Origin of the sequence: Bartonella sp. A05, assembly GCF_026930145.1 — a bacterium.
Lineage (GTDB): Bacteria > Pseudomonadota > Alphaproteobacteria > Rhizobiales > Rhizobiaceae > Bartonella.
Genome location: NZ_JANHOJ010000004.1, coordinates 125,574 through 148,736 on the forward strand (window position 1 = coordinate 125,574; position 23,163 = coordinate 148,736).

At 34.8% G+C, this 23,163-nt stretch carries 21 protein-coding genes, 1 tRNA gene and 1 pseudogene; 17 read left to right on the top strand and 6 right to left on the bottom strand.

The features are described from left to right. Positions 1 to 51: 51 nt before the first annotated feature. Positions 52 to 1,185, bottom strand: coding sequence for an ABC transporter substrate-binding protein (locus NPX98_RS05180; protein WP_269023091.1), 1,134 nt, complete (start codon positions 1,183 to 1,185; stop codon positions 52 to 54). A 345-nt stretch (positions 1,186 to 1,530) separates the two neighbouring features. Between NPX98_RS05180 and NPX98_RS05185 the strand changes: the two genes are divergently transcribed. The 4 genes from NPX98_RS05185 to NPX98_RS05200 all read left to right on the top strand — a co-directional run bounded on the left by NPX98_RS05185 (position 1,531) and on the right by NPX98_RS05200 (position 4,321). Continuing rightward, on the top strand, positions 1,531 to 2,106 hold the full coding sequence (locus NPX98_RS05185; protein WP_269023092.1) for a cold-shock protein: 576 nt from the start codon (positions 1,531 to 1,533) through the stop codon (positions 2,104 to 2,106). A 76-nt stretch (positions 2,107 to 2,182) separates the two neighbouring features. After that, positions 2,183 to 2,710, top strand: a complete 528-nt coding sequence (locus NPX98_RS05190; RefSeq protein WP_269023093.1) for a DUF192 domain-containing protein — start codon at positions 2,183 to 2,185, stop codon at positions 2,708 to 2,710. Next, a complete protein-coding gene (locus NPX98_RS05195) occupies positions 2,707 to 3,480 on the top strand; it encodes an alpha/beta fold hydrolase (RefSeq protein ID WP_269023094.1) in 774 nt (257 codons plus the stop codon). Before NPX98_RS05190 ends, NPX98_RS05195 begins: the two co-directional genes overlap by 4 nt. 628 nt (positions 3,481 to 4,108) lie before the next feature. Continuing rightward, positions 4,109 to 4,321 carry a DUF3126 family protein gene (locus tag NPX98_RS05200; protein WP_269023095.1) on the top strand — a complete coding sequence of 71 codons (213 nt, stop codon included), beginning with the start codon at positions 4,109 to 4,111 and terminating at the stop codon, positions 4,319 to 4,321. Positions 4,322 to 4,358: 37 nt separating this feature from the next. Here NPX98_RS05200 and radC read toward each other — a convergent pair whose 3' ends face one another. The 3 genes from radC to sfsA are packed head-to-tail and all read right to left on the bottom strand — an operon-like array spanning position 4,359 to position 6,716. Continuing rightward, the gene (radC, locus tag NPX98_RS05205; protein ID WP_269023096.1) at positions 4,359 to 5,159 is read right to left on the bottom strand and encodes a RadC family protein; all 801 of its coding nucleotides are present in this window, start codon (positions 5,157 to 5,159) and stop codon (positions 4,359 to 4,361) included. A gap of 17 nt (positions 5,160 to 5,176) precedes the next feature. Beyond that, positions 5,177 to 6,007, bottom strand: a complete 831-nt coding sequence (gene map / locus NPX98_RS05210) for a type I methionyl aminopeptidase (RefSeq protein ID WP_269023097.1) — start codon at positions 6,005 to 6,007, stop codon at positions 5,177 to 5,179. After that, the gene (sfsA, locus tag NPX98_RS05215) at positions 6,000 to 6,716 is read right to left on the bottom strand and encodes a DNA/RNA nuclease SfsA (RefSeq protein ID WP_269023098.1); all 717 of its coding nucleotides are present in this window, start codon (positions 6,714 to 6,716) and stop codon (positions 6,000 to 6,002) included. Before sfsA ends, map begins: the two co-directional genes overlap by 8 nt. A 358-nt stretch (positions 6,717 to 7,074) precedes the next feature. Between sfsA and NPX98_RS05220 the strand changes: the two are divergent. From NPX98_RS05220 to ttcA, 4 genes and pseudogenes are all read left to right on the top strand, one after another. Beyond that, positions 7,075 to 7,912: pseudogene (locus tag NPX98_RS05220) on the top strand (RNA methyltransferase). After that, positions 7,905 to 8,717, top strand: coding sequence for a glutamate racemase (gene murI, locus NPX98_RS05225; RefSeq protein WP_269023100.1), 813 nt, complete (start codon positions 7,905 to 7,907; stop codon positions 8,715 to 8,717). Before NPX98_RS05220 ends, murI begins: the two are co-directional and overlap by 8 nt. A gap of 176 nt (positions 8,718 to 8,893) precedes the next feature. Beyond that, positions 8,894 to 9,511 carry a 30S ribosomal protein S4 gene (rpsD, locus tag NPX98_RS05230; RefSeq protein WP_269023101.1) on the top strand — a complete coding sequence of 206 codons (618 nt, stop codon included), beginning with the start codon at positions 8,894 to 8,896 and terminating at the stop codon, positions 9,509 to 9,511. A 307-nt stretch (positions 9,512 to 9,818) separates the two neighbouring features. Further along, positions 9,819 to 10,688: a tRNA 2-thiocytidine(32) synthetase TtcA gene (gene ttcA, locus NPX98_RS05235; protein ID WP_269023102.1), complete on the top strand. Its 870-nt coding sequence runs from the start codon at positions 9,819 to 9,821 to the stop codon at positions 10,686 to 10,688. 401 nt (positions 10,689 to 11,089) lie between these two features. Here ttcA and lexA read toward each other — a convergent pair whose 3' ends face one another. Further along, positions 11,090 to 11,803, bottom strand: coding sequence for a transcriptional repressor LexA (lexA, locus tag NPX98_RS05240; RefSeq protein ID WP_269023103.1), 714 nt, complete (start codon positions 11,801 to 11,803; stop codon positions 11,090 to 11,092). Between the two features lie 1,008 nt (positions 11,804 to 12,811). Here lexA and NPX98_RS05245 point away from each other — a divergent pair. From NPX98_RS05245 to NPX98_RS05280, 8 genes are all read left to right on the top strand, one after another. Beyond that, a tRNA-Lys gene (locus NPX98_RS05245) sits at positions 12,812 to 12,887 on the top strand. Positions 12,888 to 13,233: 346 nt separating this feature from the next. Then, positions 13,234 to 14,091, top strand: a complete 858-nt coding sequence (locus NPX98_RS05250) for a septal ring lytic transglycosylase RlpA family protein (RefSeq protein ID WP_269023104.1) — start codon at positions 13,234 to 13,236, stop codon at positions 14,089 to 14,091. A gap of 416 nt (positions 14,092 to 14,507) precedes the next feature. Next, entirely contained in the window at positions 14,508 to 15,671 is a 1,164-nt protein-coding gene (locus NPX98_RS05255) for a D-alanyl-D-alanine carboxypeptidase family protein (protein WP_269023105.1), read from the top strand. 35 nt (positions 15,672 to 15,706) lie between these two features. Next, the gene (gene tmk / locus NPX98_RS05260; protein WP_269023106.1) at positions 15,707 to 16,351 is read left to right on the top strand and encodes a dTMP kinase; all 645 of its coding nucleotides are present in this window, start codon (positions 15,707 to 15,709) and stop codon (positions 16,349 to 16,351) included. Continuing rightward, positions 16,348 to 17,400, top strand: coding sequence for a DNA polymerase III subunit delta' (locus tag NPX98_RS05265; RefSeq protein WP_269023107.1), 1,053 nt, complete (start codon positions 16,348 to 16,350; stop codon positions 17,398 to 17,400). The genes tmk and NPX98_RS05265 overlap by 4 nt, the downstream gene beginning before the upstream one ends. Before the next feature lie 59 nt (positions 17,401 to 17,459). Then, on the top strand, positions 17,460 to 19,001 hold the full coding sequence (gene metG / locus NPX98_RS05270) for a methionine--tRNA ligase (protein WP_269023108.1): 1,542 nt from the start codon (positions 17,460 to 17,462) through the stop codon (positions 18,999 to 19,001). Positions 19,002 to 19,008: 7 nt separating this feature from the next. Then, positions 19,009 to 19,788, top strand: a complete 780-nt coding sequence (locus NPX98_RS05275; protein WP_269023163.1) for a TatD family hydrolase — start codon at positions 19,009 to 19,011, stop codon at positions 19,786 to 19,788. Between the two features lie 12 nt (positions 19,789 to 19,800). After that, entirely contained in the window at positions 19,801 to 20,613 is an 813-nt protein-coding gene (locus NPX98_RS05280) for an MBL fold metallo-hydrolase (protein ID WP_269023109.1), read from the top strand. A 408-nt stretch (positions 20,614 to 21,021) separates the two neighbouring features. On the opposite strand, the gene pcsA is transcribed toward NPX98_RS05280, so the two are convergent. Then, positions 21,022 to 21,798: a phosphatidylcholine synthase gene (gene pcsA / locus NPX98_RS05285; protein ID WP_329957909.1), complete on the bottom strand. Its 777-nt coding sequence runs from the start codon at positions 21,796 to 21,798 to the stop codon at positions 21,022 to 21,024. Positions 21,799 to 21,956: 158 nt separating this feature from the next. Here pcsA and NPX98_RS05290 point away from each other — a divergent pair, with 158 nt between their 5' ends. Then, positions 21,957 to 23,162 carry a UbiH/UbiF family hydroxylase gene (locus tag NPX98_RS05290; RefSeq protein WP_269023110.1) on the top strand — a complete coding sequence of 402 codons (1,206 nt, stop codon included), beginning with the start codon at positions 21,957 to 21,959 and terminating at the stop codon, positions 23,160 to 23,162. Position 23,163: the final 1 nt, after the last annotated feature.

Below are 23,163 nucleotides of genomic sequence, written 5' to 3' on the forward strand. Positions count from 1 at the left end.
GTTATTCTTTAATAAATCATTGCTTTAATGCGTCTTTTAAAAATGCGTCTTTTAAATGGCAGGTTCAGCTTCATCTAAATAAATACGTTTTCCGTTCTTTATTTCAATTACACCGATAGGCATTTTTGGGTTATGATTTTCATCTATGCTCATTTTACCAAAAGGCGTCTGAAAATCTTTTAATATGCTAAGCTCTCGTGTGATCGCTTCACGATCAGTACTGCCAGCATTTTCAATAGCTTTCATAAACATCATATAACTTGTATATCCTAAAACCGAATTCATATTTGTTTCTTTATCAGGATAAGCTGCCTTCCATTCATTTGTAAATTGTTGTGCAGATTCTGACATGTTTGGCATATTTTCATCATAGGAATGTGTTGTGTGTAAAAAGCCTTCAGCTGCTTGTCCTGCAATTGCAATCGTTTCTGGATTATCCATTGCATCGCCGCCCATAATACGGAACTTTGCACCCAGTTCACGTGCTTGTTTTATTATAATAGCGCCTTCAGAAAAATAAGATGTGATAAATAAGACATCAGGTTTTTGTGCTATAATTTGTATGAGAGCAGCTGAAAAATCTTGATCTCCAGAATTGTAATTCAAATTCGCAACAATTTCACCGCCTAATTTTTTGAATGATCTACTAAAGTAACTTGCAAGACCAATACCGTAATCGCTTGATATATCTTTTAATATGGCTGCTTTTTTTACACGTAAATTACGGATCGCGTAAGTTGCTGCACCTGCACCTTGATGAGAGTCAACAAAGCAAGCGCGGAAGTAGTATTTTTTCCCTTGTGTTACGAGCGCATTTGTTGATGACGTCGCTATGGCAGGAGTTTTTGCTTTTTCAGCAACTTCTCCGCCTGCCAATGACAATGAGGATCCATAGCTTCCAATAATACCATGAACTTTATCACTAGCAATTAATCGCATAACAGCATTAGCAGCCTCTACCTTATCAGATTTATTGTCAATGACAACAAGCTCGACTTTACGTCCTAATACTTCTGGCATTTTTTTATGTGCTAACTCTATTCCTGCAATTTCAAGCTGTCCTCCAAATGCATTTTGGCCAGTTAATGGTAGATAAACACCGATTTTTATAGGATCGCTAGCATAGGCGTTTACTACAAATGTCATCGCCGTAACCGCTGCGGTCATGAGTTTCCTCAATTTCATTGCGTATTCCCTTTAACTATAATTATAACCTTCATACATTATCTTGGACTTTATTGTCATGCAAGTTACTCAATAAAAAATAATACTGTGCATGAGAATTTTTTATCTATTATTTCCGATTAATAGTATAAAATTATACCTAATAGGATGAAGTATATGATTAAGTATTTTTACCAGAATTAATGATCTATCAATTATGAGCGGATACGACAATATGGGGAAATGTTATCTTAGGGCTTGCTTGTTCATGTAAGGACAATGTTTACTGACAATAAGAGAATCAATTTGTAGAATTTATATCTACAGAATCATTTTAATTATAGACCTACAGGATTGTGTTTATTTATGATGAGTAAGGATGCATTAAAGAATTATTCCCCGTCTGAAAACAATCTCAGTGTTGATGATGAAATTATTGAAATTAGTGGTGTCATTAAATGGTTTGATGGCAGTAAAGGCTATGGGTTTGTTGTGCCTGATATTTCTGGACTTTCAGATATATTATTGCATATTACTGTAATGCGGCGGGATGGTTTTCAAACAGCTCTAGAGGGTGCTAAAATCATTTGCGCAGTACAACAGACTAAACAAGGATTAAAATGTGTACAAGTCAAATCAATTGATTGCTCATCGGCTGTTCATCCATCAGAAACTCCAGTACGTACACATGTTATGGTTACTCCTGAAAGTGGTTTAGAACGTGCAATTGTTAAGTGGTTCAATCGTGATAAAGGATTTGGCTTTCTTAGTCGGGGAGAAGGAACAGAAGATATTTTTATTCATATGGAAACATTGCGTCGTTTTGGTTTAGCGGAACTTCGTTCTGGTCAAGTTGTTATTGTGCGTTTCGGTCAGGGAAAAGATGGCTTAATGACAGCAGAAATTTATCCTGATATAGCGCTTCCATTTACTACGCACTAAATTTTATGATTATTAAGATGACTTTTTTTTGTGATACATCTGATTTAAAGCTGGAGTAAAGTTTTTGAAGTTATTTATGAGAAAACACATCTCTTGGTTTATATTATTTTTGGAGATAGGAGTAAGTGTTTTTATACTACTAGAAACAGGTGTTGCTGGAGTAAAAAAACCTTTGGCGTTTTCGGTTCATCCAATTCCTTTAGAGATACAGACAGAGCAAAGGGTGGTTTCTTATCAAGTTGAAATTGCTTCTTCGCCTACTCAGTCTCAGGCTGGTTTGATGTATCGTACTGATTTTCCTCGTGATCGTGCGATGCTATTTATGAATCTGTTGAGTGATGCTGCAAAAGATAAGCAAGAAATTCTTATGTGGATGGCAAATACACCTTTACCTTTGGATATGATCTTTTTAAACGCTGAAGGGATAATCGTTTCAATTTTTGAAAATACTATTCCATTTTCAAGAAACGTTATTTCATCAAAGGTACCTGCAACTTTTGTTATTGAGGTTAATGCAGGTGAGGTTGTTGATAAACAAATACAAAGAGGACAGCGTGTTATTCATCCTGCTATTTGCGGGAAATGTGAAAGTGATAAAAAATGACAGCAGAAGATATTCGTTTTTTTGAAAATGATGGTTTACGATTAGCTTACCGTGAAGAAGGACAGGGTGTACCTATTCTGTTGATTCATGGCTTTGGATCTTCTGCACGTATTAATTGGTGTGCAACGGGTTGGTTTCGGACTCTTGTTGAGGCTGGTTATAGAGTGATTTCTTTTGACAACCGTGGACATGGTGATTCAGACAAGAGTTATGATCCTTTATTTTATACACCCCAAGCGATGGCGGGTGATGCAGTTAAACTGCTTCAGCATTTAAAATTATCTAAGGCTCATGTTATGGGATATTCTATGGGCGCTAGAATTAGTGCATTTATGGCGATTTTGTATCCAACATATGTACATAGTGTTATTTTTGGTGGATTAGGTATTGGCATGGTTACGGGAGCAGGGGATTGGGAGCCTGTTGCAGAAGCTCTTTTAGCAGAAGATGTTTCAAAGATCATCAATTCACGTGGCTTGATGTTTCGGAAATTTGCAGATCAAACTAAAAGTGATAAACGTGCCCTTGCTGCTTGTATTATAACATCGAAACAAGAACTAACAGCATCTGATGTTTACAAAATTAAACAACCAGCACTTGTAGCAGTTGGTTCTCTGGATGATATTAGCGGTGAAGCGGAACCATTGGCGGCTTTATTGCCACATGGTGAATCTTTACAAATTCCAGATCGAGATCATATGCTAGCAGTGGGAGATAAGATTTATAAAAAGGGTGTTATTGATTTTCTTTCTCGTTATCCTATCCTCTGAAAATTATTTATAGTTTACAGAGTCTGAAAGAAAATTTGGAATTTTACTATCTCTAGAATATAAAAAAGCTGTTTCAATTTTTTTTCTGTTGTCATGTAAAATCTGTTTGCAGGATGAAAAAGCAGAGAGGTAGTGGATTCTGTTTATAAAATTGCTTTATCTATGAGATGTGTATTTTTGATGTTTATTTTTTTACAGTTATTTAAAAGAAATTGTTTTTAAGTGATGCAACTGATTTGTAAAAAACAATTCATTTTTACAAAAGAACATATTTCTGCCTAAATTTACTTTAGGCAGAACAGATAAAAATATAACAAATAGCACTGAAAGATTCATCAATGTATGCTTTGATTGCATACACTAAATTTTGTGAAAACATTAAAGAATGCTAAAGATTCAATAATTTTTTCTTTTCCTGTTATTTAAAAATCTATCCCAATATATTCAATGAGTATAGACTCTTTAGTAAAGAATAGTCACTAATGTTTGTAAAAATCTTTCTGTTTTATGTGTGAATCACATAATTAAAGCCTTAGATTAAGGAACTTTTACTATCTTTACAAAGTTATCAGAGTATCTTATCTGCCGATAAAGAATTATTGATAATTTCAAAATACAGGAGAGCACAGTGAATGCGGATGAAATAAAAAAACTTGATAATTATTTTAAAACCACATTCCAGAATTCAGCATTGCATGTGAAAGCACGTCCGAAAAAAGGTGATTCTTGCGAAGTTTATATTGGAGATGAGTTTTTAGGTGTCATTTATCGAGATGAGGATGAAGATGAATTATCCTATAATTTTTCTATGGCCATATTAGATATTGATTTAAAAAATTGATTCGTATTTGAATAAAATTTTATTCAGTCAGTGTTTCTTATAGAAGCTTTAATGATTTAAAGCTTGTATAGTCGTTGCGTGCGATAATAAGGTGATCATGAATAGCAATTCCTAATGCATTTGCCACATCTTTTAGTCTATGTGTCATTGATATATCTGCTTGGGAAGGTGTAGCATCACCTGAAGGATGATTGTGAACTAAAATAAGTCCTGATGCGGATAATTCCAAAGCACGAGAGATTACTTCACGAGGATAAACAGGAGTATGATCAACGGTTCCAGTTTGTTGCACTTCATCAGAAAGAAGTCCATTTTTCTTATCAAGAAATAAGATACGAAATTGTTCACGTGTTTCGTGAGCCATGACAGCTTTACAATAGGCTAGTACTTTATCCCATGACGAAAAAATATCACGTTTAGATAACTGTGCGCGAATGATGCGTCCTGCTATATCTGAAATAATTTTTAGATCGGTTGCAACAGCTGGACCGCATCCTTGAATTTCCTGAAGTCTGTGAATATCAGCACCCAACACATCAGCCAATGATCCAAAACGTTCTATTAAGTTTTTGGCTATTGGTTTTGTGTTTGCTCGAGGGATAGTACGAAACAGTAATAATTCAAGATATTCATAATCTTCAATGGCACCACCTTTCGTTTTTAAATAGCGATTGCGAAGACGTTCACGGTGTCCTTTATGCTCTTGATGTGTTTGTGCATTTTTCTGAACTTTTTCATTTTTCGTCTTTGGCATTGGATTCAGTAGAGAATCTGATACCAATTCAAAACAATTGCTTTTGGCGACCTTATATTTATCTTTATTTAATTTTTTAGCCATGGCATCTTTATATTTTATTAGGATTTTTTATTTGAAATAAAAAAAATATTTTTAGGAGATTGAGTAAATATTTCGCACCCATCATTTGTAACACCAATTGTATGCTCATACTGTGCGCTAAGAGAACGATCACGTGTAACTGCAGTCCAACCATCTGGTAAAATTTTAACCTGTGGTTTACCTAGGTTAATCATGGGTTCAATTGTAAATATCATACCTTGTTTAAGTTCTTCCCCTTCTTTTCGTTTTCCATAATGCAGAATATTTGGTGCATCATGAAAAAGCTGACCAATTCCATGGCCACAGAAATCTCTTACGACTGAGCACCGTTCAGATTCTGCATAACGCTGAATAGCTTCACCAATATCGCCTGTAGTTGCTCCAGGTTTTACAGCAGCAATTCCTCGCATGAGGCATTCGTGTGTTATTTCCAGTAAGCGTTCTGCTGCACGTCTGATTTTCCCAACAGGATACATACGGCTTGAATCTCCGTGCCAACCATTAAGAATAAAAGTTACATCCACATTGACGATATCGCCTTCTTGCAAAGGTTTTTTATTTGGTATACCATGACAAACAACGTGATTTATAGATGTACAGCATGAATGGCTGTATCCATGATAATTAAGGTCAGCGGGGAGGGCACCCCGTTCAGCTCCAAAAGTAAAAACAAAGTCATCAATTTCTTGCGTGGAAATACCAGGTTTAATGATATCTGTAAGTGCGTCTAGGCATTCTGCAGCAAGACGACCGACTTTACGCATTTCAGAAAAAGCCAAGTCATCAAAAAGGCGTATTTGTCCATTAAATTTCAAGGGTGTTTTATTGTATTCAATATAATTAACCATTTTTTTTGCTATTTTCTATTTCTATTGGGTGAATTGGAAAAATACCTTTTACACTTACGTGGCATTTTATAGCATAAAATTCTACTCCTGATTTTAATGCTAAATTAAATTGGCGCCCGTAAATAGGATCAAGGTCATGACAAATTGTGAAAGCAGAGCAATCTTCTCGCTGAATTACGTATAGCATAACTGCTCGTTTTCCTTGTTGTACAATTTTTATAAGCTCTTCGAGATGGCGTGTGCCGCGTTTTGTTATGGTATCTGGGAATTCTGCTAATCCTTTTTGACGAATAAAGTGAACGTTTTTTACTTCTAGATAACATTCTGGAAGAATGTCATCGCGTAGCAGAAAATCAATACGTGATTGTGTACCGTAGCGCTGTTCACTTAAAATTGTTTTATATCCACTTAATTTAGGTAATAACCCGCCCTGAATTGCTTCCAACGCAAGTTTATTGGGCAAAGTTGTATTAATACCAACCAAGGTATTATTTGTTTCAACAATTTCTAATTGATACGCGTATTTTCTTTTGGGATTGTTGCAATATGAAAGCCAAACATTAGAATTGGGGGTTGTTAATCCAAGCATCGAACCAGTATTTGGAACTGAAACAGTGAAGATGCATTGATCATTACCTCTGACATCAGCAAGGAAGCGTTTATAACGACGAACAAGTTTTGCAGGAAAAAGTTCAGGAATAAAGAGCATATTCCCTTATTAAAAGGTATGATTTTATAATTCAATTTAAATTATAATCATACAAACTGTAATACATCAAAGAAGGTTACATTAGCGCAAAAAAAACGGTCACAACAACTAGCACTATTACTATAGGTGCAAAGGAGATTTTTTTGTTAATATTATTTAATCATTTCTTTCTTTCAGATTTTTTTATCATTTATGATTGTTCTCACAACCAATTACCTCTTATTAGAGCGGTAAAATTTGTCTATAATTTGTCTTTAAAGAGGTTATTTAATGAAATGCTTATTTAAGAGGTTAAGTATAGCAAAAATAAACCATAAAAAATTAGCATAAAGCTTAATTTACAGGGTTGATGAAAGGTATGGCTGGAACAAATCGAAATCGTGAAAATTTAACAAATGGTCCAATTATTATCTTAGTTGAACCACAATTACCTGAAAACATTGGTATGGTAGCAAGAGCAATGGCAAATTTTGGATTATCTAAGCTGCGGCTCATTAAACCGCGAGAATCATTTCCAAATGAAAAGGCGAGAGCTGCTGCTAGTAAAGCGGATCATATCATTAATGGTACGCTAATTTTTGATACATTACAGGATGCGATTGCAGATTTAAATTATGTTTTTGCTACAACGGCGCGTGAAAGATGTGGCTTTAAAAGTGTCAAAAGCGCTGTAGAAGCAGCAAGTATTTTGCGTTATCGTGAAAGTATCGGTCATAAAACAGGTATTTTATTTGGAAGAGAAAGGTGGGGTTTAGAAAATAATGAAATGAGTCTAGCTGATGAAATCATTACTTTTCCAGTCAATCCCGCTTTTGCATCACTTAATATTGCGCAAGCAGTTTTGCTTATGTCTTACGAATGGATGAAATCAGGTTTAGAAAATGCGAGCGATACAGCTTTTCGTGCAGCAGAGATGAAGCCCGCTGATAAAGCAACACTTCATGGCTTTTTGTCGCAGTTAGAGGATGCTTTAGATGCTCGTGGTTATTTTAGGCCTCAAGAACGCAAAGAGGTGATGATCATAAATATACGCTCTGTTTTTACACGCGCTCATTTGAGCGAATCTGAAATTCATTTGTTGCGGGGAATTGTATCTTCATTGGATCATTTTTTGCCTGAGTTTCCACGTGGTAGTAGAGCACCCATAGGGCTTGATCGCAAAAAAAAACAAAACAAGTGTGAATATTGATGAGTAAACAGCCACTTCTTTTTTTTGATAGCGGCATTGGTGGATTAACGATATTGAGGGAGGTGCGTGCTCTTATCCCTGAATCCCAATTTATTTATGTTGCTGATGATGCAGGATTTCCTTATGGTATTTGGAATGAGGACATTTTAAAATGCCGTATTTTAAAAATTTTTGAAAATCTTTTAAAGCTTTATAAGCCTGCGTTATGCGTCATTGCCTGCAATACTGTTTCTACACTAATGATAACAGATTTACGACAAAAATTCTCTAATACTCTTTTTGTCGGAACTGTACCTGCAATTAAAACAGCAGCTGAACAAACAAAGTCTGGTTTTATTTCTGTATTAGCAACGCCAGGAACAGTCAAGCGTGCATATACACATGAATTAATCGATTCTTTTGCTGGTCAGTGCCAAGTTCAGCTTGTTGGAAGTGAAAAGCTGGCTGGATTTGCTGAAGATTATTTACGTGGATGCCCTATCAATCATGAAAAATTGCGTCAAGAAATTCTTCCATGTTTTGTTGAAAAAAATGGTAAATGTACTGATACTATTGTTTTAGCGTGCACTCACTATCCTTTTTTAATCAACTTGTTTCGTCAACAAGCTTTGTGGCCAGTTGAGTGGATTGATCCAGCAAAAGCTATCGCTCAATATACAAGATCATTATTGCCAAACGGAATACAGAACAAAAAAGCAAAAAAGCTTAAGGATTTTGCTTTGTTTACCTCGCAAGATATAAGTTTTCCAACTAAGCGCTTGTTCCAAAAGTTTGGACTAAATACAATAAAAGGAATTGACTTTGGAGTGTAAGATAAAATAGAGTTATTTTAGCTTTTTCTTTCGAGAAAATAGCATTCACTAACGTGTCCCGTGGATATCTTTGCATTTAGCATAAAGTGTTCTGTCAGCTTTCATTTTGAAAGCAGAGGAGGGTGCGTTTCCTGGAGATCTCATTTGATCTTGTTTTTTATTTAAAAGGAAATGCGATGAGTAAACGCGAATCGACGAAGTATAAAATTGACCGCCGTATGGGAGAAAATATTTGGGGGCGTCCGAAGTCTCCTGTTAATCGCCGTGATTACGGTCCAGGTCAACATGGTCAGCGCCGTAAGGGAAAGCTTTCTGATTATGGTGTGCAGTTGCGCGCTAAGCAGAAGTTAAAGGGGTTCTACGGAGATATCTCGGAAAAACAATTCCGTAAAACTTATGAAGAAGCTGTCCGCCGTCGTGGTGATACTGGTGAAAATTTAATTGGCCTTTTGGAGTCACGTTTAGATGCTGTCGTTTACCGGGCGAAATTTGTATCTACGATTTTTGCTTCTCGTCAATTTATCAATCATGGTCATGTCAACGTAAATGGTCGGCGCACAAATATTCAATCATATCGTTGTAAACCAGGCGATGTTATTGAGGTGCGCGAAAAATCAAAAAAACTTGTTTTGGTCTTAGAGTCTGTGCAATTAACTGAGCGTGATGTCCCTGAGTATATTGAGGCAGATCATAACAAGATGAAAGCAACATTTGTTCGCATCCCTTCTTTTGCAGATGTTCCTTATGCTGTGCAGATGGAGCCAAATTTAGTTGTTGAGTTTTATTCTCGATGAGCTTTTGAATGCAGAAGTTCATTTCTCTTTATTTTGCTACATACTAAGAAAATGCTATATTATTTTTAGGTATTAGAATTAGCAAACATTTTTGAATGGAGTTATATTCAGTTTATAGTTGTTTTTCATTACATTGTTCTGTTTATAACTCTATCGCTTTTTGTATTTATATCAAATATTGCAAATGATTATACCAATCTAATCTACGCTGTATCTTTTCTGTTTATATTGTTATTTTGATGAGAACGAGTGGATTGTATGAGTATGGTATATAATAAACCCCAGTTGAATAATTGAATATCGGACAATGGAAGAAAATATAGGTATAGGTAATCCTTTGGAAGAGGAAGCCGATGATTGTCATCCAATGTTTCGGGTTGCTCCATCAACTGTAGAGTTTAATAAATTACGTAAACGCCTTTTGCGTCATATTCGGCAGGCATTTGATGATTTTTCTATGTTATCTTCAGGGAAAAAATGGCTTGTGGCTTTATCTGGCGGAAAAGATTCTTATGGTCTCTTAGCACTTCTTCTTGATTTAAAATGGCGCGGTCTTTTGCCTGTTGAAATTTTAGCCTGTAATCTTGATCAAGGTCAACCAGGATTTCCTAAGCATATTCTTTCAGATTTTTTAAATTCTTATCAAATTCCACATCGCATCGAGTATCAAGATACTTATTCAGTTGTCACAAATAAGCTGGAACATACACAAACATATTGTTCTCTTTGCTCTCGATTACGACGCGGAAATTTATATCGCATTGCACGTGAAGAGGGATGTTCTGCATTAGTGCTTGGACACCATCGTGATGATGTTCTAGAAACGTTTTTTATGAATTTATTTCATGGTGGTCGATTAGCAGCTATGCCTGGAAAGCTTATAAACGATAACGGTGATCTATTTGTCTTACGTCCTCTTGTTTATGCATCTGAAGAGGATATGGAAAGATTTTCTCAAGCAATGCAGTTTCCTATAATTCCTTGTAATCTTTGTGGTAGTCAAGATGGTTTGCAACGTACTGCCATGAAAGAAATGCTAAATGATATTGAAAGAAGAATGCCAGGAAGAAAAGATACTATGATTCGGGCTTTGGCAAATGTACGTCCTAGCCATTTGCTCGATAAAAAATTCTTTGATTTTAATTTTTTTACTATAAAATCAAATGGTAATGGATGATTTATTCAGGAAAAGATGAAAGACGCTAAATATATTAACAATAACGAAATCAATAGTTTGATGTTTGTATAAGATTTCATATTCTTCGAATCTAGGTAGGTTTGTTATAATTTTTGCAGAATTTATAAGTGATTTAGTTAATCGAAAGAAATAAACTGAATATAAGGTAAAGTCATAAATTCTTTATAAAGAGTACTATATTTATTAATTTTATTTATTAAAAAAATATAATAATGTATTATAATATTTGTATTTTTATTATTGATAATATAGTTATTATAATAAATTATATAAATTTTTCTATTAAAATATATAATATAAAGTTGTAATGAGAAAATTATTCTTTTTTTATAGAAGTGATTGGAGTATGGCTTACTTATATTTAAAAATTATTTAGTTATTCAATATCGACGAATAAGCCCAACAAGTTTACCTTGTATTTGTATACGCTCTGGTCCGTATATGCGTGTTTCATAATGAGGGTTTGCAGCTTCTAATGCAATAGAAGCTCCTTTGCGTCGATAGCGTTTTAAAGTTGCTTCTTCTCTATCAATTAATGCAACAATAATTTCGCCTGGTGTTGCTGTATTTTGGCATTTGACAATTACAGTATCTCTATCGAGAATACCTGCTTCAATCATAGAATCACCCTTTACTTCTAAAGCATAGTACTCACCTAAGCCAATCATATCTGCTGGAAGAGAAAGCGTATTCGTTTGTTGTTGTATAGCAGAAATAGGTACACCAGCAGCAATACGACCCATAATAGGAATTGTGGTATTTTTTTTCTCTTCCGCATCCATATCATCAAAATTGCCAAAATTTTTCGACATTTTTCTTTTGTTTCTTCCTATTGCACTTGGTAAAATTTTACGAGCTGAAGAAAGATCGAATGTTATTTTATCAGGAAGACGCACAACTTCCACTGCGCGGGCACGATTCGCTAAACGGCGTATAAAACCCCGTTCTTCTAATGCCGTAATAAGCCTATGAATGCCAGACTTTGAGGCAAGCTCTAATGCATTTTTCATTTCATCAAAAGAAGGTGGAACACCTGTTTCTTTTATATGATTGTGAATGAACAAGAGTAGCTCATATTGTTTACATGTCAGCATTCAACATTCCAATCAAAAAATCGAAAAAGAAACAAATAGCAAAAACATATGTGTTCTATAATGGTTCTACAAGTTTTTATGAAATAAAGCAAAACCCTTTACTTTATTTTTGAGTTTAGAAGAGACAAGAAGAAATACAAATTGAATTGCAAAATACTACTATATATATTATTAAATTGATATTTAATACCTATATTTAGAATATGTTGACTGTGCCTAAGGCATATATGATGATTAACAAACGAAGAAACGCTTAAAGTTTTGAATGCGGTTAATACATAGTTTATATTGTTTTTATATTTGTTTCTTTACAGATATACTTTATTTTCACAAATATACTTTATAATGTTATTTTTTACAGTTACGCATAAAAACTCTTTCTCAGATCAGATAAGTTTTTTCCGATTATGATTCTGTAATTTACGTTTGTACTTTTTTGTTCGTAGTGAATTGACCACAAATGGAATGCTTATTCACTATTTTTCTTGATTTTTCAGATATTTTTGAATGTTATTTATCAAGAATTTTCGCTCTTTATTTACAATTGACAGCTGTTTGTATAAGATGATTATGCCTAAATCATGCGAAAGAAAGTAGCAAAATAACAGTTAGAGATATGAATACTGGGTATTCTATTTTTACTTGGTCAACACCTTTTCTTTTTTTTATATTGTGGGTAGTGGAATATAATGGTGTAAGCTGCTGATTTTATTCTTTTTGAGTAATTTAATTTTAATTGTTTTCAATGTGCTCTACTATGTCTACACTGACCTCAGTTTTCTAATCATTTTAAAGTTTTACTAATATATACTCTTAAATATTTAGATCATTATTTCTATCTAAGCTGAACAGAATGGGATAGGATATATACAATGCTGAGAAGGAAAAAAATGAATGAAATTTTGATAAATAGAATAAAGAATAATATTTTTTTTGAAAAGGTGTTGACCAAATGAAAAGTCGACCGTATGTTCCACTCACTTCTCGTAAGCAAGATGGCTTATTCGAGAGCGCGTAGCTCAGCTGGTAGAGCAACTGACTTTTAATCAGTAGGTCCAGGGTTCGAATCCCTGCGCGCTCACCAATAGGTGGTGTCTTTATTTTTCCAGATGGTGAGAACTATAAAGTTGTTTTATTGCTTTTATTCAGCAGTGTTTTTCATTGCTATTTAATAAGAATTCCTTTGTTTTTTCACAGTTTATATTATTGTGTTTCATTGTTTTTTTTAATTCCAATGCTTGTAAATGGCAGTTGTTTTTTGCAAAATGATGTAAGTATTTCTTTACGTTGTATTAATCTTTTGATAAAAGGAAAATTCTAAGAATATCATGAATTTAGGTGGGAATGTGTAGTTTACAAGTGTAAATTTCTTTATTAATGGAAAATAAAATCAATCCCCAAACGCTCAACAGATAACAAAGGGCTAATAAATGCTTTTAAACAGCAAAGATAAATTTATTTCCTTTATTCAATTAAAACCTCAATTTATTCCTATAATAATTGTTGCTCAGTTATTAACAGCTTGTGGGAGTCAAACAACGCAGTTTGCAGTCAAAAATTCTAAAGATGATACGATACCTCAAATAGAAAATGCAAAAGTGACTTCTGTGCCTGAAAATAATTTAAATAAGCAAAATAAATCAAAAAGTATAAATGGTGGGCGTGCTGTTGTTGGAAAACCTTATCAGATAAAAGGAAAGTGGTATTATCCAAAAGATGACCCAACCTATAAACGTGTTGGAGAAGCATCGTGGTATGGGATAGATTTTCATGGGCGTTTAACTGCAAATGGTGAAATCTATGATATGAATCTCTTGACTGCTGCCCATCCTACAATGCCTTTACCCAGCTATGCCCGCGTGACTAATTTAGAAAATGGATCTTCTATCATTGTTAGAGTGAATGATCGTGGTCCATTTATGAAAGATAGAATCATTGACTTGTCAAAACAAGCAGCAACAATGCTGGGATATGTAAATGAGGGTATCTCAAATGTTGAAGTAGAATATATTTCAAGAGCTCCTGTTGATGATTATGATACATCTTATTTGATGGCTTCTTATGTTCCTGGAGATTATGCTCCCTCCGTAATGGTATCAGAAGATACTACAGAGAGAAAAGATCCTGTACTTTTTTCTGAACTTAATGCGGATAGCCAAAGACGATTAATTGAAGCTTTGGTTAGCGGAAAACGGTTAATGAACAATACTTTAATAGGATTGCCGGACGTTGGTCCTGTTTTGGTTGATAAGCCTGTATCATTTGGTCAACTAGCTTCTGTCCGATAGAGAAACAAAAATTCCGATAAACAAACAAAAATATTGTGGTGGTTCAGTTGTAATTATTTTAAAGGTAAGGAAGTGGTATCTAGCTTCACAATATGCGATCTTAAAAACAGTTATGATCTAAGATAGTGATTCGATTGAGTTAAGGCTGCCAAGGATTCAATTTTTATAATAAAAATAATTCGTTATCTCGGTTATTTTATTTTTAAAAGGAAGTTGCTTGTAGGAAGTTTGTTGTTAGAGGTCTTTCTTTGCACTTTAAAAATTGAGAGCATTATTGTTTTTTATGATTCTAAATGAGATCTGAAAATTACTAGCTCTGTCAATATATTGGATACTTTTCTTTTAAAAAGTGAATAAATCTTTTTTTGTACAATATGTTTCTTTATACTGATTCCTCGGATGGGGAGGGAATCAGCATGCTTAAAATGTTAAGGCTTTTATGGGTCTTATTTTTTGTATTAATATTCAATGAGCAGGGGAAAGCACAAAATTTTCAAACCTCTGCATCGCAAGTTTTGTTATTAGATGACAATACAGGCACAATACTTTTTGAAAAGCAAAGTGATATTGCTTTCTTTCCTGCTTCATTAGTAAAATTAATGACGGCTGAAGTGGTATTTCATCAGTTAAAGCAAGGGATACTAAGCAAAACACAAACATTTAAAGTCAGTGAAAACGCTTGGCGAAAGGGCGGGGCACCTTCAGGTACAACGACTATGTTTGCAAAAATTAATACAGAAGTTAGTGTTTTTGATCTTTTGCAGGGTTTAATTATTGTCAATGGAAATGATGCGGCCATTACTCTCGCTGAAGGGATAGCGGGAAATGAAGCGGCTTTTGCGCAACTCATGAATAAACGCGCTAAGACTCTTGGATTATTGCATAGTCACTTTGTTAACGCGACAGGGCTTCCTGAAGAAGGGCAATTTGTAACGTTACGCGATATGATTATATTAGCGCGCTATATTGCTCATGAATACCCCGATTATTATACACTTTACCGTGAACCTCATTTTACTTGGAATAAGATTTTTCAACGCAATAAAAATCCTCTTATTTCCCAAGAAATTGGCGTGGAAGGATTAGGTTTTGGATATAGTGAAAAAGAAGGGTTTTCAATGGTTACAGCTACCTATATAAACAATAGGCGTCTTTTTTTGGTAATAAATGGTTTGCAAAATAATAAAGAACGCACAAAAGAAGTGGCTCGCATTCTCCAATGGGGAATAAGGGCGTTTGATCTTAAAACAGTTTTTGCAAAAGGAGAAGTTGTTGGTCATGCTTTTGTTTATGGTGGATTGCAAAATTCTGTTTCACTTATTGTTGAAAAGCCAATAAGTTTTATGCTGTCGAACGAAAAAGATATTAATGTTAAAGCAATCATTAAATATCGTGGCCCATTGAAAGCTCCCATTTTTGTGGGGCAACAAGTTGGTTCTATTCAAATTTTAGTAGATAAAAAGATTCTTCTCGAAAAGCCAATTTTTACTGGAGCTAATGTTCAGGAAGGCGGATTCCTTGTCAAATTAAAAGGTGCACTTTATGAAATAACAATTGGATGGTTACGAAAATACCTATAATATTATATATCAAATAAGAAATTAAAAGGTGATATATGTCGGGTTATTTTATCACATTCGAAGGAGGAGAAGGAGCGGGAAAGACAACCCAAGTTTCTTTGCTTGCACAGTACTTTCGTAGCAAAGGATATGATGTTATCACAACACGAGAACCTGGAGGAACTGTCGGTGCAGAAGTTATGCGCTATATTTTATTATCAGGTAATGCGGAGCAATATGGAACATTAATTGAAGCGGTTTTATTTACAGCAGCACGCGCTGATCATGTTGCTGAAGTGATTGCACCGGCTTTACGGGCAGGTAAAATTGTTTTATGCGATCGCTTTGTTGATTCCACCTGTGTTTATCAAGGTCTAAACGGTAAAGTGAATTCTCATATTCTTTCTATTTTAGAGCGTATTGGTATAGATGGGGTAATGCCCAATTTAACGTTTTTGCTAGATATTCCAGCAGTATATAGTATGGATCGTGTAAATTTGCGTAGAAAAAAAACTAAAGAAATTGATTATTTCGAAAAAGATGAATTAAATATTCAAGAACAGAGACGACAAGCTTTTCTTCAATTAGCTCGAAATGAACCTCATAGATTTCAAATTATTGATGCAACATGCGCGATAGAAACAATCGCGCACCAAATAAAAGACATCTGTCATCGGACAATGTCGGATCATATCCTATGAATGATATAAATTTTTTGAGCAAATATGATGATATTGAGGGCGTTTTATCCCCATCACAAAACAATATCCTCATTGGCCATGAAGAAGTTCGCCATTTTTTAGCACAAATGCGTAGAGAAGAGCGTTTACATCATGCTTTATTGTTTGAAGGAGAGCAGGGAATTGGAAAGGCGACATTAGCTTTTCATTTTGCTTGGAATATTTTAAGCAATCAAAAGAATGGGTTTCTACAGCCAGAGCATAATTCAATCATATGGAACCAGATTGCACAGGGCAGCCATCCTGCTCTATTACATGTTTCACGTCACTTTGATTTTAAAACAAAAAAGTTCAAAACAGCTATAACAATTGACGATATTCGCGATGTTATGCATTTTTTAAACCAAACATCTCAAGATGGAGGATGGCGTATTGTTATCATTGATCCTGCAGATGATATGAATAAAAATGCCGCTAATGCAATTCTCAAAATGCTTGAAGAACCTCCAAAGAAGACTTTATTCATTATCATTACGCATTCTCTAGGAAAATTACTTCCGACAATTCGTTCACGTTGCCAACAGGTTTCTTTACGACCATTGCATAATGATGAGATGAAGCAAGCTATTTCACATGTTTGTTCTAATCAGATGCTGACTGATACAGAAATCGAAACAATCATGCAAAAATCCCAAGGCAGCCTTCGAAAAGCGGCCTTACTTATTTGCTATGGTGGACTTGAAATTGTTAAAACTATTGATAATCTCTTAAAAAACTCTACTTGTAATCCTGTTATTGTACACAACCTTGCCCAAACACTTTCATCTTTTGATGCAGATATCCAATTTAAACAATTTTGTGATGAAGTTCTTGATATAGTTCGAAAAAGAGCTTTCATGCTAGCTGAAAAGGGTGCCTTTTCTCTCTCAAAACAGTGTGCACAAACATGGCGAGATATTCATCAAGAGATAGTAGAACTGCGATCATTTAATCTTGATAAAAAGCAGTTTGTTATCAATATGCTTTTTAAAGTTCATAAGATCATTCACGAATACGAGCTTTTTCCGTGACAATGCAATTGACAAGCGTTATGTGATTATATCCTTTATTGCAATTCAGTGGGTATAACATGCGTGATACATATTATATAACAACTCCAATTTTTTATCCTAATGGCGCTCCGCATATTGGACATGCCTATAATGCAATTGCAAGTGATGCTCTAGCTCGGTTTCAACGATCAGATGGTAAAGATGTATTTTTCTTATCCGGTACGGATGAGCATGGTTTAAAAATGCAACAAACCGCAGAAGCATTGAATATAACACCTCAACAACTTGCAGATCGCAATAGTGCTATTTTTCAAAAAATGCTCACAGCATTAAATTGTTCTAATGACGATTTCATTCGCACAACAGAAGAGCGGCATCATCAAGCATGTCAAGCGATTTGGAAAAAGATGGAAGCGAATGGCGATATTTATCTTGATCGTTATGCTGGTTGGTATTCCGTTCGTCAAGAGGCTTACTATGAAGAAAAGGATACTGAAATTAGGGAAAACGGAGTTCGTTATGAGAAAGAATTGGGATCTCCAGTTGAATGGAATGAAGAGGAAAGTTATTTTTTTAGACTTTCCCGTTATGAAGAATCTCTTCTTGAGCATCATGAAAAATATCCTGATTTCATTGGTCCCAATGAACGACGTAACGAAATTATAAGTTTTATTAAATCAGGTTTGAAAGATATCTCTATTTCACGGACGAATTTTAATTGGGGAGTTCCCGTTCCTGGTAATCCAAAGCATGTAATGTATGTATGGGTTGATGCACTTACAAATTATCTCACTGCAATTAGCTTTTTCGATGAAACCTCAAAAACACGTGATTTTTGGCCTGCAAATAATCATATCATTGGTAAAGACATTATTCGTTTTCATGCAATCTATTGGCCAGCATTTTTGATGTCAGCTGGAATTGAATTGCCTAAGCGCATTTTTGCACATGGCTTTTTGCTCAATTGCGGTACAAAAATGTCAAAGTCTGTTGGAAATGTTGTTGATCCTTTTGAAATGATCGATCGTTACGGTCTCGATCAGGTACGTTACTTTTTTCTCCGTGAAGTGCCATTTGGGCAAGATGGCAGTTATAACCATGAGAGTTTTGTGAACCGCATTAATGCAGATCTTGCTAATGATCTTGGTAATTTGGCGCAGCGCTCTTTGTCTATGATTGAAAAACATTGTGATTTAAAAGTTCCTGTACCAGCAGCATTTTCAGTTCAAGATACGCAACTTTTAGAACAATCTCTTGAAGCGCTTGAAATAGCACGTCAAGCAATGGCGCGCCAGGCACCACATTTAGCGCTTTCAGCTGTTTTTTCTGTTATAGCTGACGCTAACCGCTATTTTGCAAATGAAGAGCCTTGGAATTTACGTAAAAATAATTCAGAAAGATTTTGTACAGTTCTTTATGTGACTGTGGAAGTTTTGCGGCGGATAGGCATTATGCTTTTGCCTTTCATTCCGCAATCAGCTGCTAAGCTTCTTGATAGCCTTGCAATAGCTGAAAAAGATCGATTATTGTACCATATAAGCAACTGTAAAATTAAAGAAGGTATAACTCTTCCAAAACCAGAACCAATTTTCCCACGTTATACTATTAAAGAAGGCTGAACTAATGATGCTCATTGATACACACTGTCACCTTGATTTTGAAGAGTTCACACAAGATTTGGATGGTGTTGTTCAACGAGCTTTGGCTGCTGATGTTGGACGTATGATAACAATTTCAACACATGTTCATAAATTGGATAAACTTTTAGAAATTGCAGAAACTTATGAACAGGTGTTTTGTTCCGTCGGCACACATCCAAATTACGCGCATGAAGAAAAAGAGAAAAATATTAAAGCTGAAGATCTTATTTGTTTGTCGAAACATCCTAAAATTGTCGCACTTGGTGAAGTTGGGCTCGATTATTATTATGACTATGCTTCACCGCAAGAACAAAAGGAAAGTCTCCTAGAACATATCACCGCTTCTCGAGAAACACAGTTACCTATTGTAATTCATTCACGAAATGCTGATACGGATATGGAGCAGATATTACGTGAACAAATGAAAGAGGGAAGCTTTCCATTTGTTCTGCATTGTTTTTCGTCTGGAATACAACTTGCTCGCGCTAGCATTGCACTTGGTGGTTATATATCTTTTTCAGGTATTCTCACTTTCAAAAATGCATCTGAAATCCGTGAAATAGCGAAAATCATTCCACATAAGCACTTACTCGTTGAGACTGATGCACCATTTTTGGCGCCGGTTCCCTATAGAGGAAAAACAAATGAACCATCTTTTGTGCGTCATACAGTGGCTGTTTTAGCAAAAACAATTGGCTTAAGTATTGAAGAAACAGCTCACATAACAACACAGAATGCTTTTCGTTTGTTTAGCAAAATGAAATAAGGTTAAAAAAGCATGTTTGATAAATATCGGTTTACAATATTAGGGTGTGGCTCATCTATGGGAGTACCTCATCCAAACGGTTATTGGGGGGATTGTAATCCGGATAATCCTAAAAATAAACGCTATAGAAGCTCTTTATTAGTTGAACGCATTCATACATCAGATAAAAAAACAACAGTTGTTATTGATACTGGTCCAGATTTTCGATTACAAATGATTAATGCACGTGTTAGCCATCTTGATGCTGCTATTTACACACATTTTCACTCAGATCACTGTTATGGTATTGGTGATTTACGGTGTTATGCACATGCACAAAAATGTTTGATAGATATTTACGCCGATGCATTTACGCTAGAGAATCTTAAAAATGCATCCAGTTTTTGTTTTCAGACCCCAAAAGATTCATATTATCCACCTATTTTAAAAGAAAATCTTATTAATGAAGAAAGCATATTTACAGTCCAAGGTCAGGGCGGGGCAATTACTTTTCGTACACATCCACAATCTCACGGTGTTATCCATTCTCTGGGTTTTCGTATTGGTAATGTTGCTTATTGCACAGATGTTAACCAATTTCCTACCAAAGCACTACCAAACCTGATGAATTTAGATGTTTTAATTATTGATGCTCTTCAATTTAAACCTCATTCAAGCCATTTTTCAGTTGATCAAGCATTGCATTGGATAGAGTATTTAAAACCGAAACGTGCTATATTAACACATATGAGTGGTTCACTTGATTATGATGATGTTGTAAATTATGTCCCATCACATGTTGAACCTGCTTATCAAGGCCTTACTTTCGAAACACGCGCTGACTAGAAATTATTCTCAATTTAAATAATCAACACATTATTGCCATAATGATGTTTTAATAATGCTCATATTATGACAATAATATGAGCATTACGTATTTATTGCGTATAAGATGGGGGGTATATCTCATATCAATCGGGGGACCCTTTTTATTATCTCATATCATATTATCGCATAATATATATTATGGAACTAAATTAGAAAGGGCATTGATATTATGGCAATGGCAGTTTGGGGTTTAACATCAACACTTTTGTGGATATTTTCTACACCCTTCAAAAGTAACTGGGATTTGTGGTGGGTACCTTTTTACTAAGTGTTAGTGTTAAATGTATTTTTAAAAATTAAAAAGAAAGTTGGGTCAGATAGTTCACTGACCCGATATTCTTTTCTCCCATAATAAAAGAAATTCTATCATTTTTTGTTATTTTTTTGCGCACCTAAGTTGGGGAATACTTGCATGATAGCACCGATACAATAAATATAAATACCAGTTGATAAAATTCCAATCTTAACCCAAGATGGAACATTCAGTTGGTAAAAAAATGCAGCAATGCTAAAGAAGCACCACATGAGAAAAATAGAAAGATTAAGTGCACGTAAACGAATAACTCTTACTGGGTGGATAAAATAAATTGGTAAAAAAGATATAATTGCTGATAAAATAACAATGGTGAAAGCAATCCATTCTTCCGGTTTTACCACAAAAAGTACGAAAACAACCATATTCCAAACGACAGGAAACCCTTTAAAAAAGTTTTCTTTTGTCTTCATTCTGGTATCTGCATAGTAAATAGCTGATGAAATGACAATAACAGCACTCAATAAAAACGATAATCCTGACCCTATAAGACCACTTTGATAAAGCGCAAAGGCTGGAATTAAAACATAGGTCACATAGTCAATGATGTTATCCAGTAGTTCACCAGACCATATTGGTAGTATATATTTAACATCAAGTTTACGCGCTATTGGTCCATCGATACCATCAACGAGAAGTGCAAGACCGAGCCAAAAAAACATAGCAGTCCATTCTTTTTCAGCTGCGGATATTAGAGAAAGAAATGCCAAAAACGAACCTGAAGCTGTAAGCAAATGGACAGAAAATGCTTTTGCCTGTGGCATTGTTACGGTTTTATGGCGTAGCCGATCAGAGTTAGTTTGGATTTTTTCTGTTAGTTTACATTTCAACGTTTTTTATCCTCTTTTCTAGAGTGTATGACTAATATTTATATAAAGATGATTACTTCTTATATTTGCAATATTTATTATATAAAATTTATTATAAAATATATTTATTTATTATATTTTAAGTATACTTAAAATATAATGGAAAGGTTCAAGCAATTGTGACATTTGAAACAAACAAAGAGAATATTGCCGTTATTGGTGCAGGCCCAGTTGGTATGTTAGCAGCACTTAGTCTTGCGCATAGAGGCTATTCTGTTGCCCTTATCGGTCCATCTACTTACGCTGATGAATTACGAACGACTGCTCTTATGATGCCAGCAATTCACATGCTTCAAGAACTCCATATTTGGAATACTATCAAAAATCGTGCAGCAGCTTTATCTTTAATTAGAATCATTGATGTAACATCCAGGCTTGTACGTGCCCCTAATGTCAATTTTTGTTCTGCTGAAATTGGCGAAGAAGCTTTTGGTTATAATATACCAAATTTAATACTAAATAAGGCTTTAAGCGATTCTATTGCGCATACGTCAAACATTATAAGGTTTTTTTCTTCAGCAAAATCTTTTCGACATCAACAAAATCATACATCTATTACTCTTACAGATAACAGAGTTATTCATGCATCACTTATTGTTGCTGCTGATGGACGTCATTCTCCAACACGTGCTGCAGCTGGGATTGGTGTCAAACAATGGAATTATCCGCAAACAGCACTTGTTTTAAATTTTTCACATGATTTGCCTCATAATAATATATCAACTGAATTTCATACAGAGAATGGTCCCTTTACACAGGTCCCTCTCCCGGAAAATCAATCTAGCTTAGTATGGGTTGTTAACTCTTCTCGCGCTAAAGAATTATTAAGTATGGGATCAAAAGCAATTGCAAAAGTAATAGAAGATCAGATGCAGTCAATGCTTGGCAAGCTAATAGTAGAAACATCAGTTCAAACATGGCCTCTTTTAGGTATGATTCCTGATTGTTTTGCTGCCAATCGAACAATTTTAGTGGGAGAATCAGCCCATGTCTTACCTCCTATTGGAGCGCAAGGATTGAATCTAGGGTTTCGTGATGTTCAAACTTTGATCAACATTCTGTCAAAAACAACTTTCGATTCTAATTCTAAAGCGCTCACTGCGCATTATAATCAATGCCGAAAATCTGATATATTTATTCGAAGCGGATTTGTTCATGCGCTCAACTATGCTTTACTTTCCAATATGTTGCCTATTCATATTATGCGAAATATTGGGCTTGAATTATTGCGTAGTTGCTCACCATTGCGTAATTTATTTATGCGAGAAGGAATACATCCCGGTGATGGCTTAAAAGAAATTATGCAGATATTCACAACAAAATAAC